Raw genomic sequence first — 22,123 nt, 5'->3', positions numbered from 1 at the left:
GTCGTTAATGAACTTTGCATAATTTCTAAAAAATGGCTGAAAAACGAAATATTTTCCTTGTTGGCCCAATGGGCGCCGGCAAAAGTACAATTGGTAGACACTTAGCACAGCAACTTCACATGGAGTTTCTTGATTCTGATACGGTAATTGAAGAACGCACAGGCGCAGATATCGCTTGGGTATTCGACGTTGAAGGTGAAGAAGGTTTCCGTATACGTGAGGAAGGTGTAATTAACGATTTAACTCAAGAGCAAGGCATTGTACTTGCGACGGGTGGTGGCTCTGTAATTAGTAAAGAGAGTCGCAATCGTTTATCTGCTCGTGGTGTCGTTGTATATCTTGAAACTACGATTGAGAAGCAATTAGCTCGCACACAACGCGATAAAAAACGTCCGTTGCTTCAAACTGATGAGCCTCGAGAAGTGTTAGAAGCACTAGCGAAAGAACGTAATGCACTTTATGAAGAAGTGTCTGATTACGTTGTTCGTACCGATGATCAAAGTGCAAAAGTTGTAGCAAATCAAATCATCCAAATGCTTGAAGAGCGTTAATTCAAGTCATTTTATAAGACAGATATTGGGAACGAATCATGGAAACGATTCATGTAGATTTAGCAGAACGTAGCTATCCCATCTCTATCGGCGCCGAGTTGTTTTGCAACCCGGCGCATTTTTCATCTGTAATACCTGCCAAAAAACGTGTTGTCGTTATTAGTAATGTAACGGTTGCGCCGTTGTATGCTCAACAAATCATCGACACTTTAAATACGTTTGAATGCCAAGTATCACTGCTTGAATTAGACGATGGCGAACAATATAAAAATCTTGATACTTTCAATCAAATCCTGACGTTCTTATTAGAAGAAAATCACAGCCGAGACGTGACTATTGTTGCATTAGGCGGTGGTGTTGTTGGTGATGTGGTTGGTTTTGCCTCTGCGTGTTATCAGCGTGGTGTCGATTTTATTCAAGTTCCAACGACGTTATTGTCCCAAGTGGATTCATCCGTTGGTGGAAAAACAGCAATAAACCATCCGCTAGGTAAAAATATGGTGGGTGCCTTTTATCAACCTAAAGCGGTTATTATTGATATTAATTGTCTTAAGACGTTACCTGAACGCGAATTTGCAGCGGGCATGGCTGAAGTCATTAAATATGGCATTATTATTGATAGTGATTTCTTTGATTGGCTTGATGAGAACATGGAAAAACTCTATGCACTCGATCACGATGCATTGGTGTATGCCATTTCACGTTGTTGCCAAATCAAAGCGGATGTTGTGGCCAAAGATGAAAAAGAATCAGGCGTTCGCGCACTTTTGAATTTAGGTCATACTTTTGGCCATGCGATAGAGGCCGAAATGGGTTACGGTAATTGGCTTCATGGTGAGGCCGTGTCTGCTGGAACCGTAATGGCTGCAGTGACAGCTCAAAAAGAAGGCTTAATTTCACAGCAAGAAGTGGATCGCATCTGTGCTCTACTTAAAAAAGCGAAATTACCTTTGAAAGCACCTAAAGAAATGACGGTAGAGGCATTTATGAAGCACATGATGCGTGATAAGAAAGTATTGTCAGGCAAGTTACGTTTGGTGCTCCCAACTTCAATTGGTAGCTCTGAGGTCGTAACAGGTGTTTCTGAACGTGTTCTCGCTGATGTGATAGAGCAATGTAAGGCATAAACGATGAATATTGGTCATGATTCAACTGTTTTAGAATTAGAAAGTCAGATTGATGTGTTATCTCGCATTCAGTTTGTTTCTCGTTTTGGTTCTAATTTGGTACATATTGAAGGAGTTAAAGGCTCTGGAAAGTCATGGCTATCTCAGCGTTACCTTGAAAAATGGTGTGATGATGCAGATCAAGTACTATTGATGTGCCATACCAATCAATCAATATATCAACAGCGTGGGATCATTTTAAAACAGATGGTTCGTGATCCGCTTTTTAATGAGCTCGATACTGTTGTTGATAGTATTAGTCGGATGTTAGCGGGTGAAAAGTGCAACTTAGTTCTGGTTATTGATGACGCACATCTACTCTCTTCTGAGTTACTTAGTGAGTTGTGGTTACTGGTTCAAAAAGCACAGTCAGCGTCTAACTGGCAAATTAATGTGCTGCTTTTTGCTGATAAAGGAACGTTAACACAGCCTTTATCGCAGATGTCTTATGGGCAGGACAGTAAACCGATTGATATTGATATTGAGTTATTGACGCAAGATGAAGCGGCAACGTTTTCTGAAATGCTTGTGATTCGTTTTGCATCAAGCAAAGAAGAGAAAGCAAGAATTCGTCGCTTGGTGAATAAGAATAATAGATTGCCAGGGGAACTTATTATATTAGGTGAGAAAAAAGCAGAACGACGAGTAATTATTCGTTCAGTAGCGCAATCTCCCGTTGGTGTTTTAAGTTTAGCGGCTATTTTACTTCTTGGTTCCGCAGGTGGTTATTGGTGGATGAATCAGTCATCGCTGCCTTCTATGAACTCAATGCTTGATGATTCGCTGAATCAATCATTAAATAATGACAGTTTGGTCTTCGATGCACTTAATAAAGAAAACTCAGAGCTTAACAGTATTAATCTGCCTGAAGATGATTCACATACGATCCCTCCTGATGTGATTGATAAGCCGATAATTATCGAATCAAGTAAAGAGGAAGGTAAGCGTGTTGTCGTCCCCTCTGAAGTGGTTGATGCTTTAGTCGGTGGGTCTGAACCTTCGGATGAATCGGCGTCATTAACTTCTTCTGCGGATGATATTCTTGCTACTCAAGAGACGGTAAATAAAGAAAATACGACATCAGTGTCTTCTAAAAAAGAAGACATGACGAGTATTGTTGATGAGAGTAAGCCTTTAGTCGCCGAAAAAAATACAGACGTAGGCAAAGAACGTATTACGTTTACTTTGGCTAATTCTGAACTTAAAGCCATTTCTGAAAAACGCTATATATTGCAATTAGCCGCTTTAACAAATGAAGAAGCAGTGCAAGAGTTCTTAGATGAACATCAACTTGGACATTCAGCTCGAATTTATCAAGCATTAAGAAATGGTTCGATTTGGTATATTGTGAGTTATGGTGATTATGTCTCCATTTCAAAAGCTCGTGGTGCGGTGAAGAATCTGCCAAATTCAGTTCAAACTCTGGGTCCTTGGGCAAAATCTTTAGTTCAAGTACATCGAGAAATTGATTCTTTAAAATAACACTGAGTATTGATTAAAAATAGGGTACAATCGCCCGCTTTCTGGATTAGGGTAAAAGGCTAAAAAGACGTATGAAAAAGCATCGCGCATTTCTTAAGTGGGCTGGCGGCAAATATAGCCTAGTAGAAGAAATTCAACGTCATCTTCCTGATGCTAGAAAATTGATCGAACCCTTTGTTGGGGCGGGTTCTGTATTTTTAAATACAGACTATGATCATTATCTTCTTGCGGATATTAATCCTGATTTGATCAATCTTTATAACCATCTTAAAGAGAATCCAGAGCGCTTTGTTGAAGACGTTCGTGAATTATTCCAACCTGAATATAATCAAAAAGAAGCCTATTTAGATCTGCGTATTGAATTTAATCAATGTACAGATACGTACCGTCGTTCTTTGTTATTTCTCTATATGAACCGTCATGGCTTTAATGGGTTGTGTCGTTATAACAAAAAAGGAGGGTTTAACGTTCCTTTTGGTTCTTATAAAAAACCGTATTTCCCTGAAAAAGAAATGTATTTTTTTGCTGAGAAAGCAAAGAAAGCGACGTTTGTTTGCGAAGGCTATCTAGAAACCTTTAAGCGAGCACGCAAAGGTTGTGTGATTTATTGCGATCCTCCTTATGCCCCTTTGTCTACAACTGCGAACTTTACTTCGTACGCAGGGAATGGTTTCTCTTTAGATGATCAAGCAGCTCTCGCTGATATTGCGGAAAAAGCGGCATTTGAGCGAGATATTCCAGTTCTGATTTCTAATCATGACACCATTTTGACTCGTCGTTTGTATCATGGTGCAACGCTGAATAAGATAAAAGTTAAACGTACCATTAGTCGAAATGGTGCTGGCCGAAATAAAGTTGATGAACTCATGGCTTTGTTTTATGCACCAAAATGTACCGAGTAATCTAAGCGACCCTTTTCAAACAATTGCCTAAGACAGTGTTTAAAATATCAGGTAGAATTGCGCCGTCGATTTAATCGATTGCGTAACTCTTATCAGATACTTATTTTAACCTGAGGCTCAACATGAAAGATTTTTTGATCGCACCATCTATTCTCTCTGCTGATTTTGCTCGTCTTGGTGAAGACGTAGACAAAGTATTAGCGTCAGGCGCTGATGTGGTTCACTTTGATGTGATGGATAACCACTACGTACCAAACTTAACGTTCGGTGCGCCGATTTGTAAAGCGTTACGTGATTACGGTATTACCGCTCCAATTGATGTGCATTTGATGGTGAAACCAGTGGACAGTATTGTTCCTGAGTTTGCAAAAGCCGGTGCAACAATGATCACTTTCCATGTTGAAGCATCTGAACATGTTGATCGTACCCTTCAGCTAATTAAAGAGCACGGCTGTAAAGCGGGTGTTGTTCTTAATCCTGCTACGCCATTATCCTGTCTTGACTACATTCTTGATAAAGTCGATATGATCTTACTTATGTCAGTTAATCCGGGTTTTGGTGGTCAGTCATTTATTCCTAGTACGCTAGATAAATTGCGTGCAGTACGTAAATTGATCGATGACTCTGGTCGTGATATCCGCCTTGAAATTGATGGTGGCGTAAAAGTGGATAACATTCGTGAAATCGCAGAAGCGGGCGCGGATATGTTTGTGGCAGGCTCTGCAATCTTTAATCAACCAAATTATAAAGAAGTGATTGATGAAATGCGTGCTGAACTCGCTAAAGTGAAAGGTAATTAAGAGACATGTTTGAAAACATCAAACTGATCGCGTTTGATTTGGATGGAACACTGCTAGATAGTGTTCCAGACTTAGCTCGTGCGGTTGATCTTGCTATGCAAGACCTAGATTACCCTGGCGTTACATTAGAGCAAGCTTCTCATTGGATTGGCAATGGTGCGGATGTTTTGGTCTCTCGTGCTTTAAGTCAAAGTGTGGTCGTTGCTGAAGGTCTTAATCCTGAGTTGGTAAAAACAGCTCGTGCGCGTTTAGATCATCATTACCATGAGGGTGGTCATAAGCTGAGCCATCTTTACCCAAACGTAAAAGAGACATTAGAGTCGCTATATCAGGAAGGGTATACGCTAGCGCTTGTGACGAATAAGCCCGCGCAATTTGTTCCTGAATTATTAAAACAACATCAACTTGAACATTTATTTGTTGATGTTATTGGTGGCGATACCTTTGTCGAGAAGAAGCCTAATCCATTCGCTTTAAATTGGTTACTCGATAAGCATCATCTTTTGCCGACGCAAATGTTGATGGTGGGTGATTCTCAAAATGATATTCAAGCCGCTAAAGCCGCTGGTTGTTATAGTTTCGGATTAACTTATGGTTATAACCATGGGGAACCTATTGCAGACAGTGATCCTGATGTTGTGAGTGATGAATTTAATCATTTATTAGCCGTGATGAGTGTGGCAAGATAGTATTCGTTAATAAGTACACGGATTAACGTAATTCGGCATTATTAATATCGATAGAATAACCATTAAATGATCCGATAACGGGTCATTTAATTTTTACAGTTAAACAAGGAATCATAACCATGAGCAAGCCCATCGTATTAAGTGGTGTTCAACCGTCAGGTGAACTGAGTATTGGTAACTACTTGGGTGCTCTACGTCAATGGCAACAGATGCAAGACGATTATGATTGTCAGTACTGTGTTGTAGACCTTCATGCCATTACGGTTCGTCAAGATCCTAAAGCATTGCATGAAGCGACACTCGATGCTCTGGCAATTTGTCTCGCGGTTGGTGTTGACCCAAAGAAGAGCACGTTATTTGTTCAGTCACATGTACCAGAGCATGCTCAACTAGGTTGGCTTCTTAACTGTTATACCCAAATGGGTGAACTAAGTCGTATGACTCAGTTTAAAGATAAGTCTGCTCGTCATTCAAATGATGTGAATGTTGGGTTATTCGGTTACCCAGTCTTAATGGCGGCTGATATTTTATTGTACGGCGCGCATCAAGTGCCTGTGGGCAGTGATCAAAAGCAGCATTTAGAATTAGCGCGTGATATTGCGAATCGTTTCAATAATGCTTACTGCCCTGAATCGCCTTTATTCACGGTTCCAGAACCCTACATCCCACAAGTGAATGCTCGTGTGATGAGTCTACAAGATGCGACGAAGAAAATGTCTAAATCAGATGATAACCGTAAGAATGTTATTACGCTGTTAGAAGATCCTAAGTCGATTCTTAAGAAAATCAATAAAGCGCAAACAGACGCAGAAATGCCACCTCGTATTGCTCATGATTGGGAAAACAAAGCCGGTATTTCAAACCTTATGGGTCTGTATTCAGCAGCAAGTGGCCAAACGTTTGAAGAGATCGAAGCTCAATACCAAGGTGTTGAAATGTATGGTCCATTCAAGAAAGACGTTGGTGAAGCGATTGTGACGATGCTAGAGCCGATTCAATCTGAATATAAACGTATTCGTGATGATCGTACGCATATGGATTCAGTAATGAAAGCGGGAGCCGAAAAGGCATCAGAACGCGCTGCAGTTACACTGAAAAAAGCGTATGAAGCCGTTGGTTTTGTTACTCGCCCATAGTTAGTCTGCCAATGAGTTAAATGAATTGCTCGTTAGCTTTTTGCTAGCGAGCAATTTTTATTTCTTCTTCTCTACTTAGCGAATGTAGTCTTTTTTATGCTGTTAATGATCGATAATTATGATTCTTTTACTTATAACCTATATCAGTACTTTTGTGAGTTAGGTATAGAGGTCAAAGTAATACGTAATGATGAAATTGATATTAAAGGTATTGAGGCGCTTAACCCTTCACATTTAGTCATATCTCCTGGCCCTTGTACCCCGAATGAAGCGGGTATTTCATTAGAAGCCATTACGTATTTTTCTGACAAATTACCTATTTTAGGCGTGTGTTTAGGCCACCAAGCGATTGCTCAAGTTTTTGGTGGTGATGTTGTGCGTGCAAGAAAAGTGATGCACGGTAAAACATCGTTAATTACACACACCAATTGCAGTGTATTTACAGGGTTGAATAATCCGTTAACGGTTACTCGTTATCATTCTTTAGTCGTGAAAGCAGACACATTACCTGCGTGTTTTGATATCACTGCTTGGACTGAAAATGATGAGGGAGAAATGGATGAGATCATGGGGTTTCGTCATAAAACATTACCAATAGAAGCGGTTCAATTTCATCCTGAATCGATAATGACAGAACAAGGTCATGAGATTTTATCTAACTTTATTAATAAATAATTAATATCTCTCTTAATTAAGAGAGCGATCCAGTTCACCCTTCTTGCTTTTTCTTTTTTCTCCGTTTTAAAAATAATAAGTGCTGATTTATGCATGATAAATTGAGCGTTCATCCTAATAAAGTCGTTTACATATAAACAAACCTCCTATAGCTTGATTTTATAACTATTCTAAAATAATGACTGAGCAGTCATTTAATTACAGAAGGTGAAACTTTTTTAGTTCAAAAAAAGAATTTTGTACTATTGAAAAGGTTAATGGTTTGTAAATACTATGCTGAAAAACGGCATACGCAGAAGGAAAGTGTGATGACGACCAATTCACAAGTAGAACGTAAAGACTTTAATGATGTAATGGTACCTTGTTATAACCCGATGGAAATTATTCCAGTAAAGGGGCAAGGTGCACGAGTGTGGGATCAAGCGGGAAAAGAATACGTTGATTTTGCTGGAGGGATTGCAGTTAGTTGTCTTGGCCACTGCCATCCAATTATGGTTAATGCACTGCAAGAGCAGTCACAAAAACTGTGGCACTTAAGTAACGTGTTAACGAATGAACCTGCAATTCGTCTGGCTAAAAAATTAACTGAAGTTTCTTTTGCTGAAAAAGTTTTTTTTGCTAACTCTGGCGCAGAGGCAAATGAAGCGGCATTGAAATTGGCTCGTCGTTGGGCGGTTGATGTTCATGGTGCAGAAAAAAGTGAAATCATTGCATTTAAGCAAGGCTTTCATGGGCGTACTTTCTTTACCGTAACGGTCGGTGGGCAAGAAGCTTATTCTGATGGTTTTGGACCTAAGCCGGGTGATATCTCTCATCTTGAATACAATAACCTTGCCGAACTTGAAGCGCACATGTCAGAAAAAACCTGTGCGATCATGATGGAACCACTGCAAGGTGAAGGTGGGTTAATTTCACCAACGGCTGAATTTGTTGAGGGCGTCAGAGCGCTATGTGATAAATACAACGCACTGCTTATTTTTGATGAAGTTCAAACCGGAAACGGCCGTACTGGTGACTTTTATGCATACCAAGGCTTAGGGGTTACGCCTGACATTTTGAGTACTGCGAAATCACTCGGTGGTGGCTTTCCTATTGGCGCGATGCTTACCACAACCGAGCTTGCTCAACATTTAAAAGTGGGTACACATGGGTCAACTTATGGTGGTAATCCATTAGCTTGTGCAGTGGCAGAAGCCGTTGTAAACGAAGTGAGCAAGCCAGAAGTATTGGCTGGCGTGAAAGAGCGTGAACAATGGTTTCGTGACGGCTTAGAAGCGTTGAATACCAAATACGATATGTTTGCCGAGATACGTGGTAAAGGGTTATTGCTTGGTGCAGCATTAAATGAAGCATGGCAAGGGCGAGCTCGTGACGTGTTAGTTGCCGCTGGTGAACAAGGTTTAATGGTCTTAGTTGCCGGTGTTAATGTTGTTCGTTTTACGCCATCGCTAGTTATCACAAAAGAAGATGTTGAGTTAGGTTTCGAGCGTTTAGATAACGCATTAGCCTCATTAACTAAATAATCGTCATCTCTTAATTATGTCAGTGACCCACTAATTTGGGTCACTCTTCTCAGTTCGATCTCACTTTTATTTCTACAGTATAGTGCTCACTCCAATGAATAGTCTCGTGGTTTTATTTATTGGAATTAGCATGATCTTTATACATCGCATCGGAGGGATTATTGATGCTTGTTATTCGCCCTATTACTCAGGCAGATTATCCTGCACTTCATCAGTGTGCCGTAGAATCTGGACATGGTTTTACGTCATTACCCGTTAATGAAGAGCAGCTTAGAAATCGTATTGATCATTCCACAGAAAGTTTTGAAAAAGAAGCGCTTTCCCCTGGGACTGAAGGCTACCTTATGGTTGGCGAAGACACGGTTACCGGTGAAGTGACCGGAACCACAGGGATAGAAGCAGCAGTCGGACTCGATTCACCATTTTATAATTATCACATCAGTAAAGTGGTTCATTTCTCTCGTAAATTAAACGTAAACAATGTGGTAAAAGTGCTGACGTTCGGCAGTAATTACACGGGAAGTACTGAGATTTGTACTCTATTTCTACGTCCGGAATTTCGTGAAGGCCTCAATGGTCGCTTGATGTCAAAAGCCCGATTTTTAATGATGGCAGAACACCCGCATCGTTTCTCAGACACTATTTTTGCAGAGATGCGTGGTGTGTCAGATGAAGAGGGGCAATCGCCGTTTTGGAAATGGTTGCAAAAACACTTCTTTTCTATTGATTTCACCGAAGCCGATTATTTAACAGGTATTGGTTACAAAGGCTTTATTGCCGATCTTATGCCTAAATTACCGATCTATGTCAGTCTGTTAAGCACTGAGGCACAAGCGGTTATCGGCAAGGTGCATGACAGTACTAAACCGGCTTTAAAACTGTTAGAGAATGAAGGGTTTCGTTGTCGTGGTTATGTGGATATTTTTGACGCGGGCCCAACAGTAGAGTGCGATTTACGCAGCATTGAATCGGTGCGAAATTCATTTAAAGCCAAAGTTATCATTACAGAACATAACAGCTCTCAACAGTATTTAATTTCAAATACATCGTTTGAAAATTTTAGAGCAACGGCAACAACAGCTGCTTATGACAAAGCCACTGATACCGTTCATTTAACTAGAGATGCGGCAGATGCATTACAAGTCGATGTTGATGATTACGTACGTTTACTGGCTCAATAGAGGACAAAGGATATGACACATTGGATTGCAGGGGATTGGGTTTCTGGCCACGGTGAAACAATACAATCATTAAGCCCATACAACAGCAACGTTGTATGGCAGGGAGAAAGCGCAACCAAAGATCAAGTTGAGTCTGCGGTTAGTGCGGCACGACATGCCTTTATTGAGTGGAAAAAGCAGCCTTTCGAAGCGCGCCAAGTGATTATTGAGCGTTTTGCAGCGTTAGTGAAAGAGAACACGGATAAGATTGCTGAAGTCATTTCTAAAGAGACTGGAAAGCCTTTTTGGGAAACAAAAACAGAAGCGGGCGCGATGGTAGGTAAAATTGCCATCTCTATACGTGCGTATCATGAAAGAACGCCCCATAAAGAGCGTGAAGCGGCGGGAAATAAAATAGTACTCAGACATCGCCCATTAGGTGTAATGGCGGTCTTTGGACCGTATAACTTCCCTGGTCACCTCCCTAATGGCCATATCGTTCCTGCATTGCTTGCGGGTAACACGGTGGTATTAAAACCATCAGAGCAAACACCGTGGACCAGTGAAGTCATTATGACATTATGGCAACAAGCGGGTTTGCCAAATGGGGTGATTAATTTGGTGCAAGGCGCTCGTGAAACTGGTGAAGCGTTAGCGAGTGCCAAAGGTATTGATGGTTTGCTGTTTACTGGCAGTGCCAATACGGGGCATATCCTGCATCGTCAATTTTCTGGTGATACCGGGAAAATGCTCGCTCTAGAAATGGGTGGCAATAATCCAATGGTTATTTCCAAGTCCTTTGGTGAGCAAGAGGCCGCAGTTTATACGATTATTCAATCGGCATTTATTAGTGCAGGCCAGCGTTGTACTTGTGCCCGTCGTTTGTATGTTCCTACAGGTAAGGCGGGAGATGAGTTATTAGTTCGTCTCGTTGAAGTGGCAAAAACCATCGTGGTTGATCAACCTTTTGCCGAGAATACGCCATTTATGGGACCACAAATCTCAGTCGCAGCAGCAGAGTTTATTCTCAACGCTCAGAAGAATTTACAAGATTTAGGTGGGGAGTCTCTACTTGAAGCTAAAAGCCTAGGTCACGCCTTTGTTTCTCCGGGGATTATCGATGCTACTAACGTTGCTGAATTACCCGATGAAGAATACTTTGGACCATTACTACAAGTCGTGCGTTATGAGACATTAGAAGAAGCGGTAGAGCTTGCTAATGACACTCGCTATGGTTTATCTGCGGGTCTAGTATCGACGGATGACAGTGAGTGGGAATACTTTGTTGAACACATTCGTGCAGGTATCGTTAATCGCAATCGTCAATTGACAGGTGCGAGTGGTGATGCGCCATTTGGTGGCCCAGGTGCATCGGGTAATATGAAGCCGAGTGCGTATTATGCGGCAGATTATTGTGCTTATCCAATGGCATCGATGGAAGGTGACGCGTGTGAAATTCCTGCACAATTATCTCCAGGACTAACTCTTTAAGAGGTAACGAGTATGAATAATGTGAATTCTTTATTTTCGGCACTATGGCAAGATTATGTCGTTCGTTTATCTCCTTCTGCTGGGAAGGTTCGACAATTACTGTCTGGCGGTGACGAGATTATTAATGATCACATCGCATTAAGAACGTTTAATCTATCTAAAGTGGGTTTATCTACGTTAGCGGCGCCATTTTTAGCGATGGGCTATAAAGCGTGTGATGAATATGAGTTTGTTGCTAAAAAATTAAAAGCTCAACATTTCGAACACCCAGATCCAAAAGCGCCTAAAGTGTTTATTAGTGAATTATTAGTTGAGGAACTTTCTGTTCAGGCTCAAGATATTATTCATAAGTTAGTTAAACAAGTGCCTGCCCACTATTTTGTTAGTAATGACTTTTTGTCTTCTGGCCGACCTTGGTCATTAAGTTATGAAGAGTACGAAACGTTAGCAAAAGAAAGTGAATACGCTTCTTGGTTGGCGGCTCATGGTTATGGGGCAAATCATTTTACTGTGTATGTTAATCAGTTGGATGGTTTTGATAGCGTGGTGGATGTAAATCAACATCTTCGAAAAGCGGGTTTTTCTATTAATGAAGTTGGTGGAGAAGTCAAAGGATCTCCTGAGGTTCATTTAGAGCAGTCCTCAACGATGGCTGATAAAGTAACCGTAAACTTTACTGAGGGTGAATTTGATATTCCGGGTGGTTTTTATGAGTTTGCCAAACGTTATGCCTTACCTACAGGGGAATTATATCAAGGGTTTGTTGAGGCTTCTGCGGATAAGATTTTTGAAAGTACCGATGGGTAATTTACGTCTTTAGGTCGTAAAGTCTACTCATAAAAAAACGCAGCTTATGGGCTGCGTTTTTATTTGTTTATGGTTATCGTTAAATTAACGAGTGCCGTAAACTACAATTGTTTTACCGTGTGCTGAAATCAAGTTTTGCTCTTCAAGCATCTTCAAGATACGACCAACAGTTTCACGTGAACAACCTACAATTTGACCGATCTCTTGACGAGTGATCTTAATTTGCATGCCGTCTGGGTGAGTCATTGCATCTGGTTGTTTAGCTAGATTCAGTAGAGTCTGAGCGATACGGCCTGTTACGTCTAGGAATGCTAAATCACCCACTTTTTGGCTAGTGATTTGTAGACGAGTTGCCATTTGAGCAGAAAGACGCATCAGAATATCTGGGTTTACTTGAATCAGTTGACGGAATTTCTTGAATGAAATTTCAGCGACTTCACAAGGACTTTTTGCACGAACCCATGCTGAACGTTCTTGGCCTTCTTCAAACAAACCAAGTTCACCAATGAAGTCACCTTGGTTAAGGTAAGAAAGGATCATTTCCTTTCCTTCTTCATCTTTAATCAGTACAGCAACAGAACCTTTTACGATGTAGTAAAGAGTCTCAGCTTTTTCACCCGCGTGAATCAAAGTACTTTTTGATGGGTACTTATGAATGTGACAATGAGATAAGAACCACTCTAATGTTGGATCTGTCTGAGGTTTACCTAGAACCATACTTTATACTTCCTCTGCGTTTGCCAAGTAGGCGATGTCCATTTTAAAATAACTGAGCCAAATATCAGTTTGGCCTATAGAATATGGTTATCGGAACAAGGCTGCATGTTCGTTGAGATAATTGATAAAATAATACCCTGTTTCGCAATCGATTTCTTGACTTTGATCGTATGAATAGTGCGACCAAGGGCACAATTTCGTGAAATGGATCACGAGTTTTCCTTTTATGTTGTAAAGAGGCTTTTATGAATGCTGAAGTTAAATGGATTGATGGATTTACTTTCTTAGGTCAATCACAATCTGGTCACTCTGTTGTTATGGATGGTAATGGTGGAGAAAAAGCACCAAGCCCGATGGAATTGGTATTAATGGCGGCGGGAGGATGTAGCTCTGTTGATGTGATTGATGGCTTGAAATCAGCCAATCAAGCGGTCACGGGTTGTGTCGCTAAGCTATCAAGTGCTCGTCGAGATGTGGCACCAAAATTATTTACTCACGTAAATATTCATTTTGAGATAACAGGGGATAAGCTTGATCCTACGATCGTGGAAAGAGTGACGGCAGATTCTTTACAGAAATATTGTTCAGTGTGTTTAATGCTCGGCTCGGGTATTGAAATGACTCACAGTTGGGAAATCATTGCGTAATTACATTTGAAAAAATTAATGTAAAAAGGCCCGATTCAGTGTTGAATCGGGCCTTTTTTAAAAGGGGGAATGATTACAAAATGAAGCGACTTAAGTCTTCATTTTCAATTAATTCACCTAAACGAGAGGTTACATAAGCGTCATCTACCGTTAAGCTGTCACCGCCTTTCTCTGAAGCATCATAAGAAATTTCTTCCATTAGACGTTCCATTACGGTGTGCAAACGACGAGCACCGATGTTCTCTGTCGTTTCATTAACTCTAAATGCAGACTCTGCAATACGACTAATACCATCTTCAGTAAATTCGATATTGACATTTTCAGTCGCTAATAGAGCGATGTATTGCTCAGTTAGTGAGGCATTTGGCTCGGTTAAAATACGCTTAAAGTCATTTGCCGTTAGCGCTTCTAGCTCAACACGGATCGGTAAGCGACCTTGTAATTCAGGGATCAAATCGGATGGTTTCGCCATTTGGAATGCACCTGATGTGATGAATAGCATGTGATCAGTTCTAACCATGCCATGTTTCGTGCTTACTGTGCTGCCTTCCACTAATGGAAGAAGGTCACGTTGAACGCCTTCGCGAGATACATCACCAGATTGAGAATTTGATCCTTTGCAGATTTTATCGATCTCATCAATAAAGACGATGCCGTGATTTTCTACGTTAAATATGGCTTGTTCTTTTAGCTCTTCAGGGTTGACTAATTTAGCGCCTTCTTCTTCAGCAAGGGCTTTAAGCGCATCTTTGATTTTCATCTTGCGCTTTTTCGTTGTTTCGCCACCAGATAGGTTCTGAAACATGCCCTGAAGTTGGTTCGTCATTTCTTCCATGCCTGGAGGAGCCATGATTTCGACACCCACTTGAGGTGCAGCAACATCAACGTCAATCTCTTTATCGTCTAATTTGCCTTCACGCAATTTCTTACGGAAAGATTGACGAGTGCCAGAGTCATTATCACCTTCTTCATTCTTACCCCATGCATCGCGAGCGGGTGGTAATAAAATATCAAGGATACGATCTTCAGCTTGCTCTTCAGCGCGGAATTTTACTTTTTCTACCGCCTGTTGATGTGTCATTTTGATCGCGACATCGGTTAAATCACGAATGATGCTGTCGACTTCTTTGCCTACATAACCGACTTCTGTGAATTTAGTCGCTTCTACTTTAATGAACGGTGCATTGGCCAGTTTCGCTAAACGACGAGCAATCTCTGTTTTACCGACACCTGTAGGTCCGATCATTAAAATGTTTTTAGGCGTTACTTCTGCGCGTAATTCTGGTTGAAGTTGCATTCGACGCCAGCGGTTACGTAATGCAATGGCGACTGATCGTTTTGCTTTATCTTGACCAATAATATGGCTATCTAATTCGTGTACAATTTCACGAGGAGTCATTTCAGACATGGGTATTCCTTACTATTTGTTGGTATCAAGAACTTCAACGGTATGGTTATGATTGGTGTATACATCAGTATCACCAGCGATAGTCAGTGCTTTCACTGCAATATCGTATGCATCTAAATCTGTATTTTCTAATAATGCGGTTGCCGCAGAACGAGCAAAATAACCACCAGAACCAATAGTGAGGAGGTCATTATCTGCATTGATTAAGTCACCAGTACCACTGATGATCAGTGAGGTAGTGTCATCGGCAACAATTAGCATGGCTTCAAGACGACGTAAATTACGATCACTACGCCAATCTTTTGCTAGTTCAACGGCGGCTTTCGTTAAATTACCTTGGTGCATTTCTAATTTTCGTTCACATAGGTCGAACAAAATGAAGGCATCTGCGGTGCTGCCTGCGAATCCAACGAGTACAGAATCGTTATATAAACGACGAACTTTTTTTACGTTGCCTTTAGCGATCATATCGCCTTGAGATGCTTGGCCATCACCAGCAATAACGACTTTGCCTTCACGGCGAACAGAAACAATTGTAGTCACGAGTAAAACCTCTTATTCGATGAAGTAGTTACTTTTTAAATAACTGTCTTCTTCATGATTATTACTTATGTAATGGGGGGAGGGATTGCGGTTTTCAAGTTGCTTGAATAGAAAAAGGAGCACCTTAGGTACTCCTTTTTAAATATGTGATGTGTTGTCTACTTTTTTAAATGACGGTTATTGATCTTTCCAAATTGCACAAGGTTCTATTTTTGCACGTTGCAATTTATGACGATCTTTTTCTGCGTCACGCTTGAATTTATAAGGTCCAAGCACAACTTTAAACCAACTGCTTCCTTCTGAGTGTCGAACCGTCGACGTTAACCCTTGGAAAGCAATATTCATTTTTCGCTCTTCTGCTTGAGAACGATTTTTATAAGCACCACATTGCATTATGTATGGAATTTCTGAGACTTTTAGGTCTTTTTGCTCAACGGCGATTTCTTTATTTGGAAGCTCATCCATGTAGCTCCACTGCTCTTTTGGTAGCGGTGGAATATTGCTTGTTGAGTCTTTTGGCTTAGGAGCAACAGCTTCTACTATTTCAGGTTTTGTTTTTGGTTCTGGCGCATCGTTTAGAAAGTACAATGCATAACCAAATACGGCGACAAGTAATCCTGCAACAGCAACAGCTTTCCATGGCGTTGAGCCACTAGATACTGGTTTTTTTGCGCCTTTTTTCTTGGCGGTTTTTTTTGGCGCTTTCTGAGGAGAGCGTCCACGTTTCACATAATCTTTATTAGCCACGGTCTTTACTTAAATGCAGTCACTGATACTTACAATGGTAATCAGTTGTGAGAACTCATACCAGTCTTAGTGTAAAAAAGTACGCAAAAAGTCACTATTTGGACAAAATTATTGTTCTTAATAATGACTTTACTAAAGTGTGCTTAATTAAGTTATGAATAAAAGGCTCAATTAGGTGTTTTTAGGGGGAGCCGTACTTTCTCTTACCACTAAAGATGACTCTAAAAGTCGAGAGCCTGAACGCACATCATGACCTTTTAATAAATCTAAAAGCATTAACATAGATTGGCGCCCTATCTCATATCTAGGCTGAGATATGGTGGTGAGTGGCGGATCGCAGTACTGTGAAAATTCAATGTCATCAAAGCCCATGATTGAAATGTCTTGTGGAACTCGAAATCCCATTTGTTTTGCTTTTTGAATCGCACCAATCGCCATTATATCGTTATGACAAAAAATAGCCGTTGGCGGTGATGATAATGAGAGTAAGCTTGTGATTGCTTTAGCGCCAGCCTGAAAAGAAAAATCAGAATAATGAACATAAGTGGTGTTCATTGTTATTCCTGCGCGGCGTAATGCTTGTTGGTAACCTTGATGCCTAAATTGGCACAATGCTGAATCTTCAGGACCTGAAATTTCAGCGACGCGCTTATGACCCAGTTTTGTTAGGTAATTCACCGCTTCATAAGCCGCGGTTAGGTTATCAATGTGAACGGTAGGTAATTCGAGTTCTGGAGCGTATTCACACGCCATCACTAATGGGGGTAAATTCTTTTGTTCTTGACGACTGACGCTAAATGGAAGATCTGAACCGAGGAGAACCATACCGTCAACTTGTTTGGTATAGACTAAATTGACAAAAGTTTGTTCACGTTTCTTTTGTTGGCTACTGTCGCCAACCAAAATGATGTAGCCATTCTCTACGGCTGCATCTTCAATACCACGTAGGATATCACTGAAATAGGGATCACAGATATCAGGCACAATGGTTACGATGGTTTTTGATTCGTTACGACGCAAAGTTCGCGTCAATGTTGTTGGAGAGTAACCCGTCTCCAAAACGGCGTCCTCCACTCTTTTTCGAGTGCTTAATGATACCTTCTCTGGTGTCATTAATGCCCGTGATACGGTTGCTGTTGATACTCCCGCAGACAAAGCAACATCCTTCATTGTCGCCATAAAGACCTCTCCTAACTATTTATATAAAGTTAAACACCACACGTAAAGTAAACGATTGCTTTGTTTATTGAGAAGATATTTTATGTGTAAAATAAAGATTTAAATACGGCGCATTTAACAAAAGTTACATCTATATTGTGATATCCCTCACATGAGAGGGTATTTCCTGAGTAAGTCTTAATTTTGAAATTAAAAAAAGCGTGATTAACTAAGGTCTTGTGGCTCAATGTCTAAAGTCCAACGTACTTTTTTAGCTAATGGTAATAGCTCAATCGCGGTTTTTGCACCACGCAACATTGATTGCATTACGGTACGATTTGGCGCTTGAAAGAGCAGTTGCCAACGGTATTTTCCGGCTCGACGTGCTAAAGGTGCCGGAATAGGCCCTAGCACTGGTGTGGCGTCATAATATTGAGGGTGACTTTCTAAAATATCACGGACTTGTCGTAAGAATTGCTCGACATTGTCATTGTTATTGGATTCTGCTCTAAAGAGAGATAAATGCGTATAAGGAGGAAGCTGAGCGAATTTGCGCTCATTTAACGCATGTTCAGCAAAGTGACCATAACCATGATGTAGAAGGCTTTGTAAAAGAGAGTGTTCAGGGTGGTGAGTTTGTAAGATTACTTCCCCTGGTTTACTTGCTCGCCCTGCGCGTCCAGCGACTTGGATAAACAACTGAGCTAAACGTTCAGGAGCTCGAAAATCACTACTAAACAATGAACTATCTACATCAATTAAACCGACAAGGGTTACGTTAGGGAAATGGTGCCCTTTTGCTAGCATTTGAGTGCCAATAAGGATTTGGTATTCGTTGTTTTTAATTGCGTCTAGATAGTTTTCTAAGCTGCCTTTTCTGCGAGTACTGTCTCGATCGATACGAACGGTTTTGTATTCAGGAAAGAGGGTCATTAGTTGAGTTTCGAGCTGTTCGGTACCGACCCCGACAGAAATAAGCTGAGTGGATCCACAGCCTTGGCATTGATGCATTATTGGCTGCTGTGAACCACAGTGGTGGCAGCGAATTTCATTACTGTGTTGGTGGAATGTATAATAAGCATCACAGCGCTTACATTCGGCCATCCAGCCACATTCATGACACATTAAGGCTGGGGAGAACCCTCGGCGATTCAAAAATAACATCACCTGATTGCCTTCAGATAAATGTTTTCTCATTTGAGCAATTAAAGGTGCAGATAACCCACTGTTTAGATACAAGCCTTTGACATCTAACACACCATGTCGAGCTGGGATTGCAGTACCCGCGCGTTTGGTTAATGTGAGATGGTGGTATTTACCGACCTTAGCATTATGTAATGTCTCTAGAGCTGGCGTCGCTGAGCCTAACACAATCGGAATATTGTCTAAGTTTGCTCGCATTACTGCCAGATCTCGGGCGTGATATCTCATGCTGTCTTGCTGTTTATAAGAGGCATCGTGTTCTTCATCGACAATGATGATACCGAGATCATTAAATGGGGTAAAAAGTGCTGAGCGAGTACCTATAATGATGCCGGCATGGTTGTCTCGTGCCGCTAACCATGCATTCAAACGTTCGGTATCATTAAGTGCAGAATGGATCATATCGACAGGCACATTAAAACGACGCTTAAAGCGATTAATGGTTTGTGGGGTTAATCCTATTTCAGGAACAAGAATCAGTGCTTGTCGGCCTGCTTGTAAAATAGGCTCTAATAACTGGAGATAGACTTCCGTTTTACCCGATCCCGTAACGCCATCTAATAAGTAACAACCAAATTCAGGGTTTGCATTAACCGTGGCAATAGCAATGGCTTGCTCCTCATTTAACTGTGGCTTTTCTTGTGTTATTTCGACATTACGTTGCCAATAAGTTGGTTTTGGAGCGAGAGAGATTTCTTCTATCCATCCTTTATCCACGACGGCTTTTAAGGTTGCAGCAGTAATGTCTTTTTCAAGCATTTGTTCGTGACTGCATTGTTGGTGACGAACAAGGTTTAGGGCCTTGGCTTGTTTCGGTGCTCGAGTCAGTTTGTTGAGATCTTGATTTTTTCCTAGCTCAGTAATTTGCCACGCTTTTAGTGCCGCAAAACTGGCTTCTCTGCCTTTACGTAGCCACGCTGGCATCGCATTCGCTAAGGTTTCCCCTAATGGGTATTGATAATAAGTGCTGCTCCAATTAAGAAGCTTATAAAGGTGAGGAGGCCAGAGAGAAGTGCTATCGAGTACGGAGTCTAATCCTTTTAATTTCTCACGAGCAAATTCAGAGTCATTGCTTAATTTTGTGACTATACCGATAAGGCGTTGACGACCAAAAGGCACTTTTACACGGCCCCCAATGACAGGGTGTTGTCCGGCTTTAATTAAGTAATCAAAGGTGCGGTCAAGAGGAACGGGCAGTGAAACGTGTGCAATTGAATAGGACATAGCCAACATTAATCAGGAATAATAGGATGAATAGTCTACTCTTAGATAAAAATATCGCAAAGGAGTAAAATAATCGGTGGAAAAAGTAACAGATTAGTTGATTGATTGGCCGCGATTCATTATTATACGCGACCTTAAGTAGGTGTAATTTATTTATGCTTATTATTTTTGTTACACGACGTGTGGTGTCCGGCTTAGATTCGGATGGCGACACGGCCTAAATTATAAGGTTTTCCCATGAAAGTAGGTATCCACCCAGAATACAAAGCTGTTAAAGCTACTTGTTCTTGCGGCAACGAATTTGAATTCAAATCAGCGCTAGGCAAAGACACAATCCACCTAGACGTATGTGGCGAATGTCACCCGTTCTACACTGGTAAGCAACGTATCGTAGATACTGGCGGCCGTGTTGATCGCTTCAACAAACGTTTCGGTGCAATTGGTTCTAAAAAATAATTACCAATTTCCGATAAGAAAGGAGTCCATTAGGACTCCTTTTTTTATGTCTAAAATTCAGAGTAAGGTCACTTTCTTATTTGAAATTAAGTCATAAAATCATCAATTAACCCGACATTTTTGTTGGTACGATCTGTAAGCGAAGACTATGAAGTTTGAGCTAGATCAACTATTATATAGTTTACTATTTTGAAACAATTCTCTTATATTTATTAGCATTCAGGAAAACCCCATGTCTGAAGATTTTCGCGAACAAGCTCTCCATTATCACGCTTACCCAACGCCGGGTAAAATTGAAATAGCACTGACTAAACCCGCCGATACGGTAGAAGACCTTGCTTTGGCTTATAGCCCAGGAGTAGCTGAACCAGTACGTGAAATCGCGAAAAACCCAGACGATGTTTATAAATACACATCTAAAGGCAACATGGTTGCGGTTATTTCAAATGGTACGGCTATTTTAGGCTTAGGTAATTTAGGTCCTCTGGCTTCAAAACCTGTAATGGAAGGCAAGTCATTACTTTTCAAACGATTTGCCGGTCTAGATTCGATTGATATCGAAGTGAAACACCGCACTATTGATGAATTTGTAGATACGGTAGCGAACATTGCAGATACTTTTGGTGGTATTAACTTAGAAGACATCAAAGCCCCTGATTGTTTTGAAATTGAACGTCGTTTAATTGAACGTTGTGATATTCCTGTATTCCACGATGATCAGCACGGTACTGCAATTGTAACGGCAGCTGGCATGTTGAATGCTATCGAGCTTCAAGGTAAGAAGTTAGAAGATGCGATCATTGTTTGTTTAGGTGCGGGTGCCGCGGCGGTTGCCTGCATGGAAATGCTGATTAAATGTGGCGCGATGCGCGAGAAGATCTACATGCTTGATCGTAAAGGCGTAATTCACACTCGTCGTGATGACATTAATGAATATAAACAACGTTTTGCGAACAACACAGATAAACGTACGCTTGAAGATGTTATTGAAGGCGCTGATTTATTCTTAGGGGTATCGGGTCCTAACCTATTGCCACCTGAAGCGCTTAAATTAATGGCTGATAAGCCCGTTGTATTTGCTTGTTCAAATCCAGATCCTGAGATCAAACCAGAATTGGCTCATGAAGTTCGGAATGATTTAATTATGGGTACTGGTCGTTCTGATTATCCTAACCAAGTAAATAACGTACTTTGTTTCCCATTTATCTTCCGTGGTGCACTCGATGTTCGTGCAAGCGTGATTAATGATGAAATGAAATTGGCTGCGGTTGAAGCAATTCGTCAATTAACGAAAGAACCTGTGCCTGTCGAAGTATTAAAAGCGGCGGGTGTTGATTCTTTAGAGTTTGGCAAAGGTTACATCATTCCTAAACCGATGGATCCTCGTTTACTTCCTCGAGTTGCAAAAGCGGTAGCACAAGCAGCGGTTGATTCAGGCGTCGCTCGTATTGAAATGCCAGAAGGATACATGGAAGCGTAAACTGCTTTTATATATTAATTAAAGTAAAAAGGCTTCCTACGTCATTGATGAGGAAGCCTTTTTATTAGGGGGAATTAAATTATGGGTTTACCACCAAGCGTTAACTTGAATACCACTAATGTATTCGTTGTTGTTTAGCACTATTGTAATACAGTCGG

Annotated in this window: 21 protein-coding genes; 15 read left to right on the top strand and 6 right to left on the bottom strand. The window is 40.9% G+C overall.

Features of this window, described 5'->3' with window-relative positions; translation table 11 throughout:
* Window positions 1-32: 32 nt before the first annotated feature.
* The 12 genes from aroK (at window position 33) to AACV33_RS09510 (ending at window position 12,382) form a co-directional block, all read left to right on the top strand.
* The gene (gene aroK, locus AACV33_RS09565) at window positions 33-551 is read left to right on the top strand and encodes a shikimate kinase AroK (protein WP_012551169.1); all 519 of its coding nucleotides are present in this window, start codon (window positions 33-35) and stop codon (window positions 549-551) included.
* Window positions 552-589: 38 nt separating this feature from the next.
* The gene (gene aroB, locus AACV33_RS09560; RefSeq protein WP_012551170.1) at window positions 590-1,678 is read left to right on the top strand and encodes a 3-dehydroquinate synthase; all 1,089 of its coding nucleotides are present in this window, start codon (window positions 590-592) and stop codon (window positions 1,676-1,678) included.
* A gap of 3 nt (window positions 1,679-1,681) precedes the next feature.
* Complete coding sequence (locus AACV33_RS09555) at window positions 1,682-3,199, top strand: SPOR domain-containing protein (RefSeq protein ID WP_182699261.1); 1,518 nt, start codon at window positions 1,682-1,684, stop codon at window positions 3,197-3,199.
* 71 nt (window positions 3,200-3,270) lie between these two features.
* On the top strand, window positions 3,271-4,101 hold the full coding sequence (dam, locus tag AACV33_RS09550) for an adenine-specific DNA-methyltransferase (protein ID WP_182699260.1): 831 nt from the start codon (window positions 3,271-3,273) through the stop codon (window positions 4,099-4,101).
* 122 nt (window positions 4,102-4,223) lie between these two features.
* A complete protein-coding gene (gene rpe / locus AACV33_RS09545) occupies window positions 4,224-4,901 on the top strand; it encodes a ribulose-phosphate 3-epimerase (RefSeq protein ID WP_012551173.1) in 678 nt (225 codons plus the stop codon).
* 5 nt (window positions 4,902-4,906) lie between these two features.
* A complete protein-coding gene (locus tag AACV33_RS09540) occupies window positions 4,907-5,590 on the top strand; it encodes a phosphoglycolate phosphatase (protein WP_182699259.1) in 684 nt (227 codons plus the stop codon).
* 119 nt (window positions 5,591-5,709) lie between these two features.
* Window positions 5,710-6,726, top strand: a complete 1,017-nt coding sequence (gene trpS, locus AACV33_RS09535; RefSeq protein ID WP_182699258.1) for a tryptophan--tRNA ligase — start codon at window positions 5,710-5,712, stop codon at window positions 6,724-6,726.
* Between the two features lie 96 nt (window positions 6,727-6,822).
* Window positions 6,823-7,401 (top strand): aminodeoxychorismate/anthranilate synthase component II, encoded by a 579-nt coding sequence (locus AACV33_RS09530; protein ID WP_012551176.1) that lies wholly within the window; start codon window positions 6,823-6,825, stop codon window positions 7,399-7,401.
* A gap of 308 nt (window positions 7,402-7,709) precedes the next feature.
* Entirely contained in the window at window positions 7,710-8,924 is a 1,215-nt protein-coding gene (locus tag AACV33_RS09525) for an aspartate aminotransferase family protein (RefSeq protein ID WP_182699257.1), read from the top strand.
* Window positions 8,925-9,088: 164 nt separating this feature from the next.
* Complete coding sequence (gene astA / locus AACV33_RS09520) at window positions 9,089-10,105, top strand: arginine N-succinyltransferase (RefSeq protein ID WP_023604156.1); 1,017 nt, start codon at window positions 9,089-9,091, stop codon at window positions 10,103-10,105.
* A gap of 12 nt (window positions 10,106-10,117) precedes the next feature.
* The gene (gene astD, locus AACV33_RS09515) at window positions 10,118-11,575 is read left to right on the top strand and encodes a succinylglutamate-semialdehyde dehydrogenase (RefSeq protein WP_017022504.1); all 1,458 of its coding nucleotides are present in this window, start codon (window positions 10,118-10,120) and stop codon (window positions 11,573-11,575) included.
* Between the two features lie 12 nt (window positions 11,576-11,587).
* Window positions 11,588-12,382: a DUF1338 domain-containing protein gene (locus tag AACV33_RS09510; RefSeq protein WP_012551180.1), complete on the top strand. Its 795-nt coding sequence runs from the start codon at window positions 11,588-11,590 to the stop codon at window positions 12,380-12,382.
* An 84-nt stretch (window positions 12,383-12,466) separates the two neighbouring features.
* Here AACV33_RS09510 and crp read toward each other — a convergent pair whose 3' ends face one another.
* Window positions 12,467-13,099, bottom strand: a complete 633-nt coding sequence (gene crp, locus AACV33_RS09505) for a cAMP-activated global transcriptional regulator CRP (protein ID WP_005421074.1) — start codon at window positions 13,097-13,099, stop codon at window positions 12,467-12,469.
* Window positions 13,100-13,344: 245 nt separating this feature from the next.
* On the opposite strand from crp, the gene AACV33_RS09500 reads away from it, so the two are divergent.
* Window positions 13,345-13,746 carry an OsmC family protein gene (locus AACV33_RS09500; RefSeq protein ID WP_182699256.1) on the top strand — a complete coding sequence of 134 codons (402 nt, stop codon included), beginning with the start codon at window positions 13,345-13,347 and terminating at the stop codon, window positions 13,744-13,746.
* Between the two features lie 73 nt (window positions 13,747-13,819).
* Here AACV33_RS09500 and hslU read toward each other — a convergent pair whose 3' ends face one another.
* The 5 genes from hslU to priA form a co-directional block, all read right to left on the bottom strand.
* A complete protein-coding gene (gene hslU, locus AACV33_RS09495; protein ID WP_012551182.1) occupies window positions 13,820-15,154 on the bottom strand; it encodes an HslU--HslV peptidase ATPase subunit in 1,335 nt (444 codons plus the stop codon).
* 12 nt (window positions 15,155-15,166) lie between these two features.
* Window positions 15,167-15,697 carry an ATP-dependent protease subunit HslV gene (gene hslV, locus AACV33_RS09490; protein ID WP_012551183.1) on the bottom strand — a complete coding sequence of 177 codons (531 nt, stop codon included), beginning with the start codon at window positions 15,695-15,697 and terminating at the stop codon, window positions 15,167-15,169.
* Window positions 15,698-15,874: 177 nt separating this feature from the next.
* Window positions 15,875-16,444 carry an SPOR domain-containing protein gene (locus tag AACV33_RS09485; RefSeq protein WP_017022507.1) on the bottom strand — a complete coding sequence of 190 codons (570 nt, stop codon included), beginning with the start codon at window positions 16,442-16,444 and terminating at the stop codon, window positions 15,875-15,877.
* Between the two features lie 171 nt (window positions 16,445-16,615).
* Window positions 16,616-17,623, bottom strand: a complete 1,008-nt coding sequence (gene cytR / locus AACV33_RS09480) for a DNA-binding transcriptional regulator CytR (RefSeq protein WP_012551185.1) — start codon at window positions 17,621-17,623, stop codon at window positions 16,616-16,618.
* Window positions 17,624-17,827: 204 nt separating this feature from the next.
* Window positions 17,828-20,029: a primosomal protein N' gene (gene priA / locus AACV33_RS09475; RefSeq protein WP_182699255.1), complete on the bottom strand. Its 2,202-nt coding sequence runs from the start codon at window positions 20,027-20,029 to the stop codon at window positions 17,828-17,830.
* A 237-nt stretch (window positions 20,030-20,266) separates the two neighbouring features.
* On the opposite strand from priA, the gene rpmE reads away from it, so the two are divergent.
* Both rpmE and AACV33_RS09465 read left to right on the top strand, forming a co-directional pair.
* Window positions 20,267-20,485, top strand: a complete 219-nt coding sequence (rpmE, locus tag AACV33_RS09470; protein ID WP_012551187.1) for a 50S ribosomal protein L31 — start codon at window positions 20,267-20,269, stop codon at window positions 20,483-20,485.
* A gap of 232 nt (window positions 20,486-20,717) precedes the next feature.
* A complete protein-coding gene (locus tag AACV33_RS09465) occupies window positions 20,718-21,965 on the top strand; it encodes a malic enzyme-like NAD(P)-binding protein (protein WP_012551188.1) in 1,248 nt (415 codons plus the stop codon).
* Window positions 21,966-22,123 lie beyond the last annotated feature (158 nt).

It is taken from the genome of Aliivibrio sp. SR45-2, assembly GCF_963890165.1.
In the GTDB taxonomy this organism is placed as follows: Bacteria; Pseudomonadota; Gammaproteobacteria; order Enterobacterales; family Vibrionaceae; genus Aliivibrio; species Aliivibrio salmonicida.
This window is presented reverse-complemented; position numbering and strand designations above follow the sequence as displayed.